This is a genomic window from Polymorphobacter multimanifer, from assembly GCF_014205635.1.
Lineage (GTDB): Bacteria > Pseudomonadota > Alphaproteobacteria > Sphingomonadales > Sphingomonadaceae > Sandarakinorhabdus > Sandarakinorhabdus multimanifer.
In genome coordinates, this window is record NZ_JACIIV010000045.1 from 1 (window position 1) to 16649 (window position 16649).

The 16649-nt window shown below is 59.6% G+C and carries 15 protein-coding genes and 3 pseudogenes; 10 read left to right on the forward strand and 8 right to left on the reverse strand.

All coding sequences use genetic code 11. The annotated features are described in order from the left end of the window. Positions 1 to 37: 37 nt before the first annotated feature. The gene (locus FHS79_RS17630) at positions 38 to 814 is read right to left on the reverse strand and encodes a hypothetical protein (protein ID WP_184203030.1); all 777 of its coding nucleotides are present in this window, start codon (positions 812 to 814) and stop codon (positions 38 to 40) included. A 358-nt stretch (positions 815 to 1172) separates the two neighbouring features. Here FHS79_RS17630 and FHS79_RS17635 point away from each other — a divergent pair, with 358 nt between their 5' ends. Next, the gene (locus FHS79_RS17635) at positions 1173 to 2234 is read left to right on the forward strand and encodes a tyrosine-type recombinase/integrase (RefSeq protein ID WP_184203031.1); all 1062 of its coding nucleotides are present in this window, start codon (positions 1173 to 1175) and stop codon (positions 2232 to 2234) included. Between the two features lie 30 nt (positions 2235 to 2264). Here the strand turns inward: FHS79_RS17635 and FHS79_RS17640 are convergent, their stop codons facing one another. The 3 genes and pseudogenes from FHS79_RS17640 to FHS79_RS17650 all read right to left on the reverse strand — a co-directional run bounded on the left by FHS79_RS17640 (position 2265) and on the right by FHS79_RS17650 (position 5895). After that, the gene (locus FHS79_RS17640; protein WP_184203033.1) at positions 2265 to 3275 is read right to left on the reverse strand and encodes a ParB/RepB/Spo0J family partition protein; all 1011 of its coding nucleotides are present in this window, start codon (positions 3273 to 3275) and stop codon (positions 2265 to 2267) included. Between the two features lie 157 nt (positions 3276 to 3432). After that, a complete protein-coding gene (locus FHS79_RS17645; protein ID WP_184203035.1) occupies positions 3433 to 4635 on the reverse strand; it encodes an AAA family ATPase in 1203 nt (400 codons plus the stop codon). A 186-nt stretch (positions 4636 to 4821) separates the two neighbouring features. Further along, positions 4822 to 5895 (reverse strand): annotated as a pseudogene (locus FHS79_RS17650) (RepB family plasmid replication initiator protein). Positions 5896 to 6557: 662 nt separating this feature from the next. Between FHS79_RS17650 and tnpA the strand changes: the two are divergent. The 4 genes and pseudogenes from tnpA to FHS79_RS17670 all read left to right on the forward strand — a co-directional run bounded on the left by tnpA (position 6558) and on the right by FHS79_RS17670 (position 9786). Further along, positions 6558 to 6923 carry an IS66-like element accessory protein TnpA gene (gene tnpA, locus FHS79_RS17655; RefSeq protein WP_184203036.1) on the forward strand — a complete coding sequence of 122 codons (366 nt, stop codon included), beginning with the start codon at positions 6558 to 6560 and terminating at the stop codon, positions 6921 to 6923. Positions 6924 to 6940: 17 nt separating this feature from the next. Continuing rightward, positions 6941 to 7261, forward strand: coding sequence for an IS66 family insertion sequence element accessory protein TnpB (gene tnpB / locus FHS79_RS17660; RefSeq protein ID WP_341534481.1), 321 nt, complete (start codon positions 6941 to 6943; stop codon positions 7259 to 7261). 95 nt (positions 7262 to 7356) lie between these two features. Continuing rightward, positions 7357 to 8967: pseudogene (gene tnpC, locus FHS79_RS17665) on the forward strand (IS66 family transposase). A gap of 126 nt (positions 8968 to 9093) precedes the next feature. Beyond that, positions 9094 to 9786, forward strand: coding sequence for an acyl carrier protein (locus FHS79_RS17670; protein WP_184203038.1), 693 nt, complete (start codon positions 9094 to 9096; stop codon positions 9784 to 9786). A 52-nt stretch (positions 9787 to 9838) separates the two neighbouring features. Here FHS79_RS17670 and FHS79_RS19055 read toward each other — a convergent pair whose 3' ends face one another. Genes FHS79_RS19055 through FHS79_RS17690 form a run of 4 tightly spaced genes read right to left on the reverse strand, consistent with a single transcriptional unit; the run spans position 9839 to position 11666 of the window. Beyond that, complete coding sequence (locus FHS79_RS19055) at positions 9839 to 10339, reverse strand: Y-family DNA polymerase (protein ID WP_243452985.1); 501 nt, start codon at positions 10337 to 10339, stop codon at positions 9839 to 9841. Positions 10340 to 10351: 12 nt separating this feature from the next. Next, positions 10352 to 11050: an SOS response-associated peptidase gene (locus FHS79_RS17680; protein WP_184203040.1), complete on the reverse strand. Its 699-nt coding sequence runs from the start codon at positions 11048 to 11050 to the stop codon at positions 10352 to 10354. 11 nt (positions 11051 to 11061) lie between these two features. Continuing rightward, entirely contained in the window at positions 11062 to 11391 is a 330-nt protein-coding gene (locus tag FHS79_RS17685) for a type II toxin-antitoxin system RelE/ParE family toxin (RefSeq protein WP_184203042.1), read from the reverse strand. Next, a complete protein-coding gene (locus FHS79_RS17690) occupies positions 11391 to 11666 on the reverse strand; it encodes a type II toxin-antitoxin system Phd/YefM family antitoxin (RefSeq protein ID WP_184203044.1) in 276 nt (91 codons plus the stop codon). The genes FHS79_RS17685 and FHS79_RS17690 overlap by 1 nt, the downstream gene beginning before the upstream one ends. Positions 11667 to 11809: 143 nt before the next feature. Between FHS79_RS17690 and FHS79_RS17695 the strand changes: the two genes are divergently transcribed. From FHS79_RS17695 to FHS79_RS17715, 5 genes and pseudogenes are all read left to right on the forward strand, one after another. Then, complete coding sequence (locus FHS79_RS17695) at positions 11810 to 12232, forward strand: LexA family protein (RefSeq protein ID WP_207792440.1); 423 nt, start codon at positions 11810 to 11812, stop codon at positions 12230 to 12232. Beyond that, on the forward strand, positions 12232 to 13503 hold the full coding sequence (locus FHS79_RS17700) for a Y-family DNA polymerase (protein ID WP_184203046.1): 1272 nt from the start codon (positions 12232 to 12234) through the stop codon (positions 13501 to 13503). The genes FHS79_RS17695 and FHS79_RS17700 overlap by 1 nt, the downstream gene beginning before the upstream one ends. Continuing rightward, the gene (locus FHS79_RS17705) at positions 13425 to 13769 is read left to right on the forward strand and encodes a hypothetical protein (protein WP_184203048.1); all 345 of its coding nucleotides are present in this window, start codon (positions 13425 to 13427) and stop codon (positions 13767 to 13769) included. The genes FHS79_RS17700 and FHS79_RS17705 overlap by 79 nt, the downstream gene beginning before the upstream one ends. A gap of 172 nt (positions 13770 to 13941) precedes the next feature. Beyond that, positions 13942 to 15316: pseudogene (locus FHS79_RS17710) on the forward strand (IS3 family transposase). 398 nt (positions 15317 to 15714) lie between these two features. After that, positions 15715 to 16479: a hypothetical protein gene (locus FHS79_RS17715; RefSeq protein ID WP_184203050.1), complete on the forward strand. Its 765-nt coding sequence runs from the start codon at positions 15715 to 15717 to the stop codon at positions 16477 to 16479. Positions 16480 to 16649: the final 170 nt, after the last annotated feature.

The following is a 16649-nucleotide window of genomic DNA, read 5'->3' on the forward strand; positions in this document are numbered from 1 at the left end:
TCGGTGATCTCCGTTGGTTGGATATTGCAACCCAAACCTAACCGAAGATCGCCGATGGCCAACCGCGACCTACACCACCACCTGGGACACGACCCAACCCGGCATAAGCCGACAACTCACGCAGCCGTGCAGCCCCCTGCCCTGCCTGCAACTCGAGCGCTGCCGCCCAACTCGAGAGTGCTGCCAGCGGCGTCACATCCTCCCGCGCAAACACCCGTGGCCGCCCGGCCAGGCCCGGCAGCAAGGTCGTCGTGACCCCGATCCGCCGCAACGCGAACGGCAGCGCCAGCGCCAGATCAACGGCATCGACCGCGCCCGGCTCGGCCGGCACGTTGCGCAACACCGGCGCCCCAGTCAGCACGCCCTCATCAAACTCCCACGACGACTGCGAGCAATCTCCCAGCGCCCGCGCCACCCGTTCGGCGAGCGCGACCAAGTCGCGGTCCCCACGCAACGGCGCCAGCTTCGCCACCAATGCACGTAATTCAGGCGGTCCCTTGCGCTGCGCGATCGGCGTCCATCGCCGTGCGCGGTCATCGAGATCGCCGAGCTGGATATGACCACGCGGCAGACTCACCGCGCCGAGGCGGGCAGCGACGATGCTCTGGTGATCAGCCTCGAACCCGGTCTCGCGAGCGGTCGCCGCCAGCGCCACTTCGCGTTCAACCCTCAGCCACGCTGACCGCAGCGGGTGACGGGCACTTTCAACATCGAGCCGCGAAATCGCTCCCACGGCCTGCGCCAGCGCAGCAAAAGCGTTCTTCCGCTCTTCGCTACGCTCGCCGAAACCATAGAGCGCTCCGGTGACATCCATCCAAATACATTGCGCGATAGCTGCTTAGGCGCAAGTAAAAACGTGGATTACTTAAATGCCGCAAAATCCCTCAAATTCATTCTCCCCGCGCCCCCGATCCCACACTCGTGATAATTGCACTTATCAGGGTCTTGAAACGTAGATAAAGCACAGGTAAGTTTGCGATCGTGATCAACAAACCAAAATCAGGGCCGTCAGGACGGTCGCACAGCGCGGGTGGAGGGGTTTATGGCAGATTGCCCCGCCCACGCGATGCAGAGGCGTCCAGGGGTCGCGCTCGGCGTTGCGCCCACGGATATCGGCCCTGACGCCCCCCCTGCCCCGCATAGAGCCGCCAGTCAGCGACCGCCAGGCGTTGATGGACCTGCTCGCCGGCGACGGTCCCGCGATTGGCCCGACGACCTATGATCGGTTTGAGGCCTGGTGGTACGGGGCAGCCGCAAACAGCCGCCGGGCCTTTGCCGCCGACATGCGCGCCTGGGGCAGTTTCCGGCGCGGGCGCGGTCAGCCCATGATCCCGGCCGGAGCCGTCGATGTGCGAGATTTTGCGCGGGCGCAGGTGCGTGCCGGTCTGAAAGCCTCGTCGATCGCTCGCCAACTCGCCAGTATCGCCATCCTGCATGACCTGGCCGGGCTCCCCTCCCCTACCCGGGATCGAGTCGTCTCCGGCGAGATGAAGGGGATCCGCCGCGAAGAAGGGCTCGATGGCCGCGGTCGTCGCCGCCAGGCGCTGCCGCTGCGGCTCAAGGGCGAGGTTGGTGACATCGTGACTGACGAACCACTGCCGCTTTCGGTAATGGCGTTGCTGACGACACTCGACACGACGACAGCGGCCGGCGCGCGTGACGCTGTGCTGTTGCTGCTGGGGACCGATCTCGGCCGGCGCCGCTCGGAATATGCCGCCATGAACGTCGGCGACGTAACGGCGGCCGGAGACGGCTCGGGGACGATGCTGATCCGGCGCTCGAAGACCGACCAATCCGGCGAGGGCCGTGTGAAGTATCTGAGCCCCGACGCGATGGTGGCGATCCGTACTTGGCTTGCGATCAGACAGGGCGACGATGAAAGCCTCCTGCCCTCGGATACACCGCTCCTGACGTCGGTCGACAGGTTCGGGCGGGTGGGCGGCCGGCTGTCCGACGATGGCATCCGGGACGTCTTGTTGCGGATCGCGCGGCGTGGATTGCGGATGCTACAGCCTGAGCTCGAGGATGCGGCAATCGAGAACAAGCTCCGGGGGCTTTCGGGGCACAGTCTGCGTGTGGGTTTTGCGCAGGATCTGACCGCAGCAGGTGAAGGGCTGGCGGCGATCTGCCAAGCCGCCGACTGGAGCTCACCGGCCATGCCAACGCGCTATGCAGAAGCGCTGGCAGCGCGGTCTGGAGCCGTTGCAAGATTGAGACGAAAGATCGGCGGCTAGTCGCACCACCGATAACGCCCCAATGCGCGGCTACTTCCAGTGGACGTCCAAGATAGCTGTGAGGGCTTTCTCCGCCTCATGCCGCGATCCTCCAGCATGAAGAAGTAAAGTGAGGCGCATCCCCTTTCGGTCTTTGGAATCCACACGAATGAGCGGCTTCCCAGTGGGGGACGTAATCACCTCACCCTTTCCTGACCTCTTGGGGGCGCCTGACTTCTTGGGGGCGTCGGCCGCTCGAGCCAGAGCGCGAATGACGACGGGAACCGGTTCAGCAGGCACACCCTCTATACGGACTGACGCAATCCGTGCGGCTTCCGCAAACACCCGCTCCTTCCGATCATCTGGCTTGAGGAGTGGCTTCAACGCCGTCACGTGCTTGATCCGCAGGTCTTGACCGTTCGGGAATGCAACCATCAACTCCGATGGCAGCCGGGCAAGGTCAAGATAGCGGCTGAGCCAGCTTTCCGTGACGTTGATGCGCTCCGCCATCACTTTCTGGCGGCCCTCATAGTAGGTGCCGAGAGCCCGCAGATAATCCCGTGCGCGCTCGAGATCAGAAAGATCGTCCCTGGCACGGTTCTCGATGTCGGCGAGACGGAAGGCCTCCTCATCCGAAAGGCTGCGAACATCAATCAGGAACCGGAAATCGGGATAATTATGAGCGCGCAGCCAGCTGATCGACCAGTGCCGGCGCGCGCCACAAATCACTTCGAAGTCATATGTCGGATCATCGCGAATACGGCGCACGATAGCCGGCATCTCTTGACGCCCCTGGGCCTTAATGCTCTCGATGAGATCAGTACATCGCTCTGCAGTCAGTAGCGCGTAATCCCGGTTATGCCCCTCCCATATTCGACAACGTGCCGGGTCAACAAGTTCGTGAGTGCGCGTTACCACACTGCCTGACGCAAGTTCCGACAGTCGGTTCTCTCGGCCGGTAAGCACCCCCGCACCGATCGAGGAACGCCGCGAGACGGTTTCGTCTGCTGGCATAATGCCCGCAGCGAGATCTGCAGCGAATGAGGCGTTTTTGCGGCTCATGACGATATCCCAAAAGCGGAATTGCACCGGTGCAATTCCGGTACTGTGTGGTGACAAAGTTCTGCGAAGACTGCTGCGTCGAAGCGAGCGTTATGGGGAGAAACAGTCAAAAATTGCTGCGCAATCGGCGAAATTGCACTGGTGCAATTCTTCCAAATCATGCGATTCCCTCCTTCCGAAGGCGGCCCAGATGGCTGGGCCACATCGAGCGAATATCAATCTCGATCTCGGCATTCACGCCATCGAGGTAGGCGAGGCAGCGATTGCGGACAGCGCTGCTCGTAACAGGACCATCGAGCTCGTAAACAGTCATCAGCCGCGCTGTCGCATTGTCAATCTCTGCGGAATCTTTGAGCGGCGTGCGAATCATCGCGTGACCGAACAACGTGCGCATTAGATTGAGCAACTCCTTCTGCATGGACTTGTTCTCATCCACCTTCGAGGCAACGAATCGCAAAAACTTTAAAGTCGGCGCCAGATCATTCTCCGAGAGCGTTTCGATGGTTTCATCAAGCATGGCGAGGAAGGCAGCCGTGGAGGAAAAGTCCATCACTGTTGGCGGCACCGGGACGATGAGCGCATTGGCAGCCCTAAGGACCGAGAGAGATATTGCGCCAAGCGCGGGAGGTGGGTCGAGAACAATGACATCGAATCGGTCGGAGATGCTTGCTATACCTTGGGAGAGCCGATCAAGCAGGCGCCCCTGCCCGCGCGCCATTCTCGCCGCGATCTCATACTCAGACTGAAATAACCGCAGGTTTGCAGGGATAAGCTCCAGACCATCAAAGTGCGTCTTTCGCAGCGCATAATCTAGAGACGTCAGCTCCTGCTGACGCAGAAACGGATAAAGGGTGTCGTCCTCGGTCAGATCGAGATCGGGCACATAACCAAACAAGGTCGTTGCCGACGCCTGGCTATCGCAATCGATCAGAGCGACGCGATACCCCTTTATCGCAAGATACTGAGCCAAGTGCACGGAGAGCGTTGATTTGCCAACGCCGCCTTTGAAGTTCTGCACGGCGATGACGCAGCAAGGATCATCAGGAGCGCGCCAAGGACGGGTTCCAAAAAGACCGCGCATGTCGTTAAGCTGAGCCAGCGTATAACCGACACGGCGATTGTTCTCTGTGCGGGGAGGGGGGGGCAGTCGTCCGTCCTTTTCCGCGTCACGAATTGCAGCCGGCGTCCGACCTACCAGGTCTGCCGCCTTGCCAATTGGAAAGTTCGGTTCGCGGCGATCGTTGGCGCGAGCACTGCGAGCTGAGTCTCGCAGCCTTTCGAGGACCGATGAGGTCCGCTTTGCCAAAGCTGTAACGGACAGCAAATCATGGGCCTCGTCCAGATATTCCGATGCTGTCACAAGCGCCCCTTTTGAAATCTGGGCTATGCTAGCTCAACTTGCGCATTTTGGTCAAATCCAAGCGAAGTTTCGCAATTCGGCCGGCACCGCGCGCGTCGAAAGTAAGGTTTCTTGCGCTCTTTTGGAGCTCTGCACCGCACAGCCTGACTCATTGGGGGAAGCAAAATTGCACCGGTGCAATTTTGCCTATGGGCGGCCTCGCCGAGCCACAAAACTTTCACAGAACCCAGTCCATGAACTGATAAGCTTTGCGCCACGAAGCTTTACTAACCGGTCGCCCATCTGAGCACGATAAGCTTCCGCGATCAGATCAATATCCCAGCCCCCGCCATGCCTCTTCGCAATTTTTGGGAGAATTTCGGGTCCGTACTCAATGCTACCGCGAGGAAATGTTACTTCGCTCGAAGCTTCTGGGGGAGGGGTTGGTGAAAACGCGACCGGCTCCGCTCGGACTGCCTCGACAATGCCTTCGCGACGAGCCTTTCTGCCGACCGCGTGGCGCTCGATCTCCTCTACAGTCGCTAAATGCGATGGAGCATCCTTTGGCTCGAATCGAAACTCGATCTCCGTGACAGTCCGACCTTGTCGGATCTCGCGCCATTCGACTCGAAAATGAGCAAGCTGATCAATCTCGGATTTCGCTTTCTCCAACACCTTGCGTCGAAGTTGCGCGAAATCTGTATACACATTGGGCGAGATGCCCAACGCTGCCCGAAGAGCGGTCATGTCGCCCCGCCAGGACGACTGGCGCCGGTGAAGTCGGAGCGCGCCCATCTCATAAAGCTTCAATGCATAGCCAGACCGAAAGCCAAGCACAGCCTGACGGTTCAGAACAGCATAGGTCTCAGATTCTTGGATGAGGTTGCGGGCGTCTGACGTAAACTCCCACTCTATCCACCCTGCGTCAGCACCTTCGCCGTCTTCGGCCTCTTCGCGAGAGGAGGAGATAAGCGAAAACCGCAATGTTGCCTTCTTCCCGCGCCACGAGCGGTCATCGATCGCAAACAAAGTTCAGTGCAATTCCTCCAGCATGTCTGAGATGCGCTCATTTCCCTTATGGCCGCGCCGGATGTCCGCCTTGCGCATACGGTGAGGACGATCCTCCCAGGCATCGCCGCCAGCTGTGAGAATCATCAGTGCAAGCAGGCGCGAGGCAGTCAAACTCAGCGACTGTCCCTTTACAAACTTGACCTCAACTATGCTTCCAGGCTTGGCAAACTCGTCGCCGCCTTTGGCACGAAGGGCAGCGGCTACACGCATCGCACGCCCCGGCCCTGAGGCAGGTTTTGTTTCGGGCCCCGAATCGGCGATAGTGTTGGTCTCAATGTCCATATTGCGCCCGCGAAAGGACTTAATTATGTAAATGCTGCCTGACCTGTCCCTGCGCGTCAAGTCAGGGCAGGTTTGGCAGCTATAACTCGCCCCCAAGGGGTCAGGTTACCCCATCAGGTCAGGTAACCGCCCCCGCAAGGACAGGATGCTGCCCCCAATTGGTCAGCCACATTCCCCCAACTGGTCAGGTTAATCGTGCTAACATGCCGTAATTGCTATCGGAACTCCCGCTGAATCTGAATCCTTTGAATCTCGAATGCTTCCGCTGCAAGCAGCGGCGTTTTTTTAGATGATTCTTTCCAGACACTCTTGTGGGTAATCTGCAATCATAGCTCTCCCGAGTCACAAGTTTGCGCCTTTATGCTGGCGCAACCAGCGACCTAGCCAAGCGTGGTGAATCGCAATGACCTTCAAAATTCAGAGGCAGCTGTAAGGACCGTTCAACGACGTCTCGCTATTGAGACCGGACAGGGGCAGACTCGGAAAGCGAATACCTTGATCCACCGTATCCATCCGCCGAGTGCCGCCTTGTCGGGCAGGTGACGGCCCGCTCTTAAGAGCGCTCGTATGAGCGCACATAGGAGCGGTAAATGGGCCAGATCACGGTGTTTTCGGGGCCGGAGCGCCGGCGGCGGTGGAGCGACGAGCAGCGTTTGCAGATACTGACGGAAGCGATCGCGCCTGGGGCCAGCCCGACCGATGTGGCACGGCGGCACGAGATCTCGACGGGGCAGCTTTACACCTGGCGCAGCAAGCTCGCCGTGGATGCGGCACCGGCGCCTAACGACAGGCACGGCCTTGGTTTCGCTGAGGCCGTAGTGATCAATGGCGGAGATGCCACGCTGCCTGTTTCCGATGCCGCCATCGTCATCGACCTGCCGCGCGGCAGGCGCATCACTATCTTCCCGTCAGCATCGCCAGCGCTGGCGGCGGCAGCGTTGAAGGCGCTGCGGTGATCCCACCGGGAGCGCGGGTGTGGATCGCCATGGGTCATACCGATATGAGGAAGGGCATGCAGGGCCTTGCGCTGATCGTGCAGCAGGCGCTGAAGCGCGATCCTTTCGCCGGTGACCTATATGTCTTTCGCGGCCGCGCCGGATCGCTGGTGAAGATCGTTTGGCATGACGGCACGGGCATGTCGCTTTATGCCAAGCGGATCGAGAAGGGTCGCTTCATCTGGCCCTCGGCGACCGATGGGATCGTGTCGCTGACGGCCTCGCAACTGGCCTGTCTGCTCCAGGGGATAGACTGGCGTAACCCGCAACATAGCTGGCGTCCCAAAAGCGCTGGATAGACTGTCCGCCCCCCTGCATTTTGGCCTTGCACGAAGGCGTGCCGGGTCATTCACTCAGCCTCGTGGTCACCGCCATTTCCGCCTTGCCCAACGATATGGAAGCGCTGCTGGCGTTCGCCGCGGCTGCCGTTTTGCGGGCCGACGAAGCCGAAGCGAAGCTCGCCAATGCCAACGCCCGGGAGAGCGCCACCGCAGCGCTGATCGCCCATTTGAAGTTGCAGATCGCCAAGCTGAAGCGCGAGCAGTACGGCGCCAGCGCCGAACGCACCCGCCGCCTGCTCGACCAGATGGAGTTGCAGCTCGAGGAGCTGGAGGCCGACGCCAGGGAAGACGCCCTTGTCGCCGAGGTCGCTGCCGAGAAGACCGCCAGCGTCCGCAGCTTCGAGCGCAAGTCGCCGGCACGGAAGCCATTCCCCGAGCTCCTGCCGCGCGAGCGCGTCGTCATGCCGTCGCCCTGCTCGTGCCCGGCCTGCGGAGGTGCCAAGCTATCCAAGCTTGGCGAGGATATCACCGAGACACTGGAAGTGATCCCGAGGGCGTGGAAGGTCATCCAGACCGTTCGCGAGAAGTTCGCCTGCCGGGATTGCGAGAAGATCAGCCAACCGCCAGCGCCATTCCACGTCGTGCCACGCGGATGGGCGGGTCCCAGCTTCCTCGCCATGCTGTTGTTCGAGAAGTACGGCCAGCACCAGCCCCTCAACCGCCAGGCCGACCGGTTTGCCCGTGAAGGCGTGCCGCTCAGTGTATCGACCCTCGCCGACCAGGTCGGCGTGGCAACATTCGCGCTGATGCCGATCTACAAGCGGATCGAGATGCACGTCCTGTCTGCGGATCGCCTCCACGGCGACGATACCACCGTACCGGTGATGGCCAAGGGCAAGACCGATACCGCGCGATTATGGGTCTATGTCCGCGATGATCGACCGTTCGCTGGTGCCGACCCGCCGGCAGCGCTATTCCACTATTCCCGCGATCGGCGCGGCGAGCATCCACAAGCGCATCTATCCACCTGGTCGGGCATCCTGCAGGCTGACGCCTATGGCGGCTACAGCGAGCTGTACGCAGCCAGCCGCCAACCCGCGCCCGTGCTGGAAGCCGGCTGTTTCGCGCACGCCCGTCGCAAGTTCTTCGAGCTCGCCGACGTCGAGGGCGCGGCGCGCAAGAAGAGCCGCGGCGAACGCGCGGCCACGATCTACCCGATCGCGTTGGAGGCCGTGCAGAAGCTCGATGCCCTGTTCGAGATCGAGCGGGCCATCAACGGGCGATCACCGGCCGAGCGCCTCGCTGTCCGCCGCGAGCATAGCGCGCCATTGATGGACGACTTGCACAACTGGCTTCAGGACCAGCTCGCCAAGCTGTCGCGCAACCATGATCTCGCCAAGGCGATCAACTAAATGCTGCGCCGCTGGCCGGCGTTTACCCGGTTCCACGATGACGGCCGCGTCTGCCTCAGCAATAACGCCGCCGAACGCGCCCTTCGCTGCGTGCCGCTCGGCCGCAAAGCCTGGCTGTTTTGCGGCTCCGACCGCGGCGGTGACCGTGCTGCCGTCCTCTACACACTGATTCAGACCGCTAAGCTTAACACCATCGATCCACAGGCCTGGCTCGCTGACATCCTCGCCCGCATTGCTGATCATCCGGCGAGTCGGATCGACGAGCTGCTGCCGTGGAACTGGATGACTCGGCAAGCTGCACTCGCCGCCTGATCGCTGACTGATAGGCAGGGTTTTGCGGCGCCGAGGTCGCCATCTCGGGCAGCGGTTATCCACTCCGCAGGCGGATACAATGCGGCGATTGACCCAAGCCGTGCCTCGGGCCATAATCAATAGGCAATGAACACTCTCGACCTTGACCCAGATTTAGCAATCGACCTCGTTGAAGATGTCGAGAGGGAGTTCGACTTCACATTCACTCGCGAGGAAGCCGAACGATGCTGGACTGTTGGCGACATATATGCGGTGATAGTTAATCACGAACCCGCTGAGGAAGTGCAGATCGGAAAGTGCGGTTCTGCCATGACGTTCTACAAGATCAGGGGTGCGCTTGATCCGGACAGAACGAAAGGGCTGACGCCTGGAACTGCTCTCGTCACGCACGGCAAGCCAAACAAGCTTTTCAAGATGCTTAAACAAGAGACGGGTTTTCGCCTTCCCGACACAAAGCTAACGTCACTTGGCATGGCCGGCGGTTATCTACTCAGTGTTGGCTTCTTAATTGGGATTGTAGCCCTGCTGAATGGGTATTGGGAGGCGAGCGGCATCGCATTTGTTGTGGGCGTGCTCGGAGTAGCTTTGGGCTGGACAGACCCGGGGCGTTTGCCGATTGGGGTCGCTACCGTTGGCGATCTAGTGCGTCGAACCGCTGCTTTGAACGCTCGCTTGCTTCAAATCGAGGGAGGACGATCTTGTGGCGTGTGGTCCATTCTTACGGCCTTAGCGGCAGAGCACGGGTCATTGCAGCCAGATCAAATCACCAAAGCGACGTTCCTGCACCGTAAAAGCATGAAACTGGCATCGGCAGCCTGATTAGCAGCCTCCCGTCCACCGGTTGGCCGATACGTCCGAGCCGCTATGCAATTCAGACTTCCGGCGCGGCCTTCGGCGGATGGTTACGATCCACCGGAAGGATTGATCGCAGTAAACCGCGACCGGTCCCGGCAATTTGTAGGCGATCAAACAGTGGGGTCGGCAATGTCCTCGAGCGCGTCGCCAACCTGAAATCTGCGAACTTGGCCTTGAGGGCCAAAGTCCCGCCCGAGGCGCCAGTACGTGCGATTGCGGTCCAAGCGGCGTCGATCACTGGCTCGAGTGCCATCAGAAGATCTGCTTCATCGCTTAGATCGGTATCGAACCTTGGCGGCACGAACACCAGTGCCGGGCATCGGCGCAACGCCGTCACCGACGCCATCGCCGATCGCACCCCGCATAAACGCGCCTCATAGCTCGCGGCAGCAACGACGCCTCGGGCGTCGGCACTGCCGACTGCTACCGGACGCCCACGTAGCGCCGGGTCATCACGTTGCTCCACCGAAGCGTAGAACGCATCCATGTCGATGTGGATGATCTTTCGATGCGACATGGAGCAGGCCGGTCAACGCAAAGCTAGCGAAACTGTCGGCGCCCGGTCACTGCCATCGCCGCCGTCCGACTTTGTCCCAAGCGCCACGATCCTGAGTGCGCCGTCCTTCAGCGGCCGTTGCAACAGGCTCGCCTCGGACCAAGGTTCGGCAAGCCAGGTTTCGACATCCTGCTCTTCGGTGAGAATGACCGGCATCGCCTTGGGATGGATAGTAGCAACTTCCGCATTCGGCTCGGTGGTCAGGAACGCAAACAGGTCGCAGGTGACCTCGCCTTCGGCAACTTTGCGCGTGGAAGTCCACCCGGTCCAGATGCCGGCAAAGAACGCGAGCGGTCGGTTCTCGTCCAGCGCAAACCACACCGGCTCGGACTTGCCCTCGGCGTTCAGGCCTGGCTCGCTGAACGATGTGAATGGAACGAGGCAACGCGCTGCCGGCACCAGCCAGCGCCGCCAATGGGGGCTGGCGGTATTGCGGACATTGGTGACGCCGCGGTCGACCTTCTTGCCCTGCAGCGCCATCGCCGGGCTTGGCATGCCCCAGCGTGCCATGGCAAGCTCGCGAACATCGTCGGCGCCGGTGCGGACAATCGGTGCTGCATAATCGGGAAAGATGCCCGGCAGCATCGGTAGATTTCCGGTGGCGTCACGCATCGCGCCGGCGAGCTCAAGGATCGCCTGCTGGCCTTTGCTCATCGAGTAGAGGTTGCACATCGCCGTTTTCCTCAGCTACCGAGGAGCCGTCGTTCGAGCAGCCCCTGCATGTCCCGGCGGCCATCGGCGATGACCATCACGAACACCCTCTTGTCACCGACCCGGTAGATCAGCCGGTAGGGCTCGACAAGGATCTGCCGGAATTCCCGAATGCCCAGTGCGTCGAGTTCCTTCGGCAACGGTCCGCGCAGCGGAAAGGTCTCAAGCGTTTCGATGGCGCCGATCAGGCGGTCGAGAAGCATATCCGCCTGCTCGTTGGAGCGGTTGTCCTTCAGATAATGGTACAAAGCCTCGAGGTCGATATCAGCGCCGCGGGTCAGCCGAACATCGAAGTCCGCCATCAGCGCTTACCGGCACCGGCTTTCAGTCGGGCAATCACATCGCGGGCAGGGGAGGTGCGACCCGCCTCGATATCCTGGTTGCCGATGGCGAGGATCTTGAGCAGCGCGAGGGTTTCCTGGGTCTGTTCGAACGACGCGACATCCTGCAAAACTGCCTTGGCCTCACCGTTCTGGGTGATGACCATCGGCTCGCGCGTCGCTGCCAGATCGAGCAGCACTTTTGCCGCGTTGGCCTTCAGATAGCTGATCGGGCGAACCTGAGCAGAATAGCGCATCTGGCTCTCCATGAGACCGAATAGAGACCGAATGTAGTCCGAAGCGGGTGACAATGCAACGCGGCTGCAAGTTTCATGTTCCTATTCTGTTCTGATGGACGCACATTGTGGCGTCAACTCGATTCGGATCCCTACAATCAACCATGCACGCACTGCGCCTCCATACCGTCCCCATCGCAATGGTTCCGCTCGAAGCCCGCCTGCTGCTGTGTTCGACACCTGCGGGCTTTCCGTCGCCGGCGGCCGACGACCTCGATGAGCCGATCGACCTTGGCCAATGGCTGATCGAGCATCCAGCGGCTTCCTATGTGATGCGGGTCGATGGTTGTTCGATGACCGGTGCCGGCATCGGTGACGGCGACCTGATTGTCGTCAACCGCGCCAAGAAAGCGAGGGCAGGGCACATTGTCGTAGCGCTTGTCCACGGCGATCGGACGCTGAAGCGCCTGAAGCGGGCAGGGGACCGGCTTTGGCTGATTGCTGAGGCCGAAGGCTATGAGGCCATCATCGTCGACGAGAATGTCGAGATCTGGGGCGTGGTCGTTGGCCTGGCGCGGCGCTACTGATGCCGACGCCGATCGCGCTCATCGATTGCAATAACTACTATGTCTCGTGCGAGCGCGCGTTTGACAGCCGGCTTGTCGGCGTCCCGGTGATAGTGCTTTCCAACAACGACGGTTGTGCTGTTGCCCGCTCGGCCGAAGCCAAGGCGCTGGGCATAAAAATGGGCGACCCTGTCCACCTCATCCGCGACAAGATCGATCGTCACGGCATCAGGGTGTTGTCGAGCAATTATACGCTCTACGGCGACATGCAGCGCCGTGTGGTGGCGGCCGTCGAAGAGTTTGCGCGCGATCTCGAAGTCTATTCGATCGACGAAACCTTCCTCGACCTTGCTGGCTTTGAAGATCGCGATCTGGCTGCGCATGTCCGCGCCATGCGCGACCAGGTGCTGCGCTGGACGACGATTCCGACCTGTGTCGGCATTGGCCCAACGAAGACGCTGGCCAAGCTCGGCAACGCCGCCGCCAAGAAGAACCCGCTGTTCGACAGCGTCGCCGACCTTAGCGATGAAGTGTTGCGGACGTGGGTGCTCGACCGGTTTGCGGTCCGCGATGTCTGGGGCGTCGGCGGCGCCACCGCGAGCAAACTTGCCGCGCTTGGCATCCACACCGCCGGGCAGCTGCGTGACATGCCGATGAAGCAGGGCAGGGCGCTCGGTACCGTTGTTCTCGAGCGCCTGATCGCCGAGCTGCGCGGGATACCATCGGGCGCGGTGGAAACAATCGAGCCCCAACGCAAGGGCATGGCCGTTACCCGCTCGTTCGGCACCCCCGTCACCGACATGGCGACGCTGATGGGAGCCGTAACACAATACGCCATGCGGGGCGGCGAGAAGCTGCGCAGCCACGGCCTTGTTGCCGCGCGGCTGACGGTGTTCTTCCACACCAATCGCTTTAAGCCCGACCGGCCGCAATATTCGGCGTCGCGGATGATCAACCTGCATCCGATGACCAGCGACAGCTTCGAGCTGATCGCCGCTGCACGGCGCGGCGTCGAACATGCCTGGCGCGATGGCTATGCAATCAGCAAGGCCGGCATCATGCTCGACGAACTGATCGACGCCGAGCTTCGACCGCGAACGCTGTTCGAGGGCGACAGCGACAAGCGCGGCCGCCTGATGGAGGCGCTCGATAGCGTCGACGGCCGGTTTGGCCGGTTTGCAGCAGTGCCTGCAGCGCAAGGCTTCAAGCGCGAATGGAAGATGCGCGCCGATATGAAATCGCCGGCGTGGACGACGCGGATCGCCGAGGTGCCTCGGGTCGCAGCGAACTGATTATTCGGCTCGAGGCCTCATCAGGATACGACCAGCGCGTCGCCGGCGGAGTGGCCGGCGACAAAAAGGTTTTGATGACGGACTGTAAACTTTGGGCCTGCGCCAACCGAATGCGCAACCGCCATGGCAACGACGCGCTCACCAAGGCCAGCGAAAGGCTCAACAAACTTTGCGCTGCCGATGACCGCGACGGATGTGGCGTCTGGGGTGAAATCATGACGCGACTTGTCGAGCTCGGTCCAGTTGTTGTCGCAGTTGAGATTTAACCACTATCGGCAACATCACCTAGACAACCACGTTCTGATCGCGGACTTGCGCTCAACGTTAGATATGCTCGAAAGATGTCAGGATGCTGTTCCCCGTCAGCACCTATGGCCCATAATTGGGGTTGAGATTTAAGGAGGGATTGGGTCTCGTCGTAGGGACGAAGGAACGAAGATGAGACCCAATCCCTCAAACTCGAAATTGCCCTCCAAGCGGTCTGCTGAGCAGGTAGTGAAAGACATTCGCCGCGCAACCCGGCGGCATTTCTCGGCCGAAGACAAGATCCGGATCGTGCTTGACGGCCTGCGCGGCGAGGACAGCATCGCGGAGCTGTGCCGCAAGGAAGGCCCCATGATCTTCGGGCCCAGAGCCTGTATTACACCTGGTCCAAGGAGTTCATGGAGGCAGGCAAGCGCCGGCTCGCCGGCGATACCGCCCGTGCTGCCACCACCGATGAGGTGCGGGACCTGCGCCGCGAAGCCGGCGCCTTGAAGGAATGCGTCGCCGACCTGACGCTCGCAAACCGTCTGCTTAAAAAAAGCATGATAGCGGATGGGGGAGACCAGGAATGAGGTATCCCGCATCCGAAAAGCTCGAGATCATCAGGATCGTCGAGCAGTCGCATCTGCCGGCCCGGCGCACGCTGGACCAGTTGGGCATTCCGCGCCGAACCTTCTGCCGCTGGTATGACCGATATATCGATGGTGGCCCGGAGGCGCTAGCCGATCGGCCATCGGCACCAAGCCGGGTGTGGAACCGCATCCCCGCCGAGGTGCATGACCAGATTATTGAACTGGCGCTGGAGCAGACCGAGTTATCGCCTCGCGAGCTGGCGGTGCGGTTCACTGACGAAAAGTGCCACTTCGTGTCAGAGGCCAGCGTTTACAGACTGTTGAAAGCCCATGACCCCATCACGAGCCCGGCCTATGTCGTGATCAAGGCCGCCGATCGCTTCCATACCCAGACTACCCGGCTGGGCGAGATGTGGCAGACCGATTTCACCTACTTCAAGATCATCGGGTGGCGCTGGATGTACCTGTCGACCGTGCTGGATGACTTCTCGCGCTACATTATCGCCTGGAAGCTCTGCACCACGATGCGCGCCGAGGACGTCACCGACACGCTGGACCTGGCGTTGTCGGCATCAGGCTGCGATCAGGCCCGCGTTCAACATAAACCGCGCCTGCCGTCCGACAATGGCCCCTGCTATATCGCCAGCGATCTTGCCGAATACATCGAAGCCAACAAGATGAAGCACGTGCGCGGGGCGCCCTTCCATCCGCAGACGCAGGGCAAGATCGAGCGCTGGCATCAGACCATGAAAAACCGCATCCTGCTGGAAAACTACTTCCTGCCAGGCGATTTCGAAGCCCAGATCGAGGCGTTCGTCGAGCACTACAACCACCGGCGCTACCATGAGAGCTTGAACAACGTGACGCCCGCCGATGCCTACTTCGGCAGGGCCGCAGCCATCATCCAGCAGCGCGAAAGGACCAAACAAAAGACCATCGAACATCGGCGCTTGCAGCACCGCAAACTAGCCGCCTAATATCAACCCCCAGACGAGGCCAACCCTCCGCTAATCCGCGCCCCACTTTGCGCCAAATGTTCTGACGACGGACAATGTTATCGGCAAAGTCTTCGAGCATTTTCTTCGTACAAAATACGGCTTGGAACAAAATAACGAAACGTTTAGCGCTGGTGGCAGGGGCGTGAAACCAGACTCCATGACAGGCGGTGTTCATGAATTTAAATGGCAAAAGAATATATACTTGAGTTCGCAGATCAGAGCAGAGCTACAGCTTGCTAGAGATTTAAACCAGCCGTACTCTCTTTGGGTGAGAAGTGATGCACGATTGACGTCAAATCTGATGAAAGCACCTGGGCTGGAAGTTGTTAAATGCGACATGTTCGGAAAATGTCAATGATAGAAACATAGGTGAAAAAATGAAGGCAAGTTCAAACAACATAATTATACAGATAGAAACAGACAAGGATATTTCGGATGTCCTGTTCCTGAAAAGTTTGCTCGCTGGGTGGAAGAAGCTCAACCCTAAATCACTTCCTGATAGTTGGGGACATGGAGAATTTTGTCGCAAATCAATCGACTATATCGATAATTACAGCGACCTATGCGCCGTATGGTCGGATTCCCACCTACCGCCAACAATTGCGCGTAAGGCCGAATTGTACGGTATGTATAGCTTTAATTGGTTGTCAAAAAATGCGGATAAGAACGCTCTGAAAGATAGCGTCTTTAAGTACTCTATGAATGGCCAACTAAGTAAAAAGGCGGATCCTGAGGATCTTGAATCGCTATGCAGCCTATACCTTGATATTTTTTCGCCAGGCTATTTGGCAATAACTACGGCAAAGGATTTTACAACAAGACATATCTGCCTAGGGCGCCGAATAATGCCGAATGGGCAATCGGTGCCTGTCTCAAGGTTTGTGGGCAGCACGGTAGGCAAGCTTTTACCAGGCCTTTATTGGAAAACATATTTGAACGACGAATTATCTCAGAGGTTTGGTTTGTATCAAGATTTTAATGTTTTTGACCTTGATAAATTTGGATTTAAAATTGAGCAACGCAATGGATACACTGTATTGGAAAACTTGAATTCCATCGCCGATTTTACCGATAATAGCTGGAAGCAGGCTCAATCTGCTGTTGAGATAGCTTTAAATAGGACAATTTTCTTCTCATGTTAAGAAATATGTTGCGCTACGCGCCTCGATAATAAACAAAAGTTGGAACTTTACGTTTTAGGAACGCTATAGTTAATGGTAAGCGGTGTCCTGGCCCCGTCTTGCTGATTGCAACGTAACCCGCGAGTCCTGCTGGTCCCTTGGGCTGGCGGTGCTGAAGCTATGATGATGTC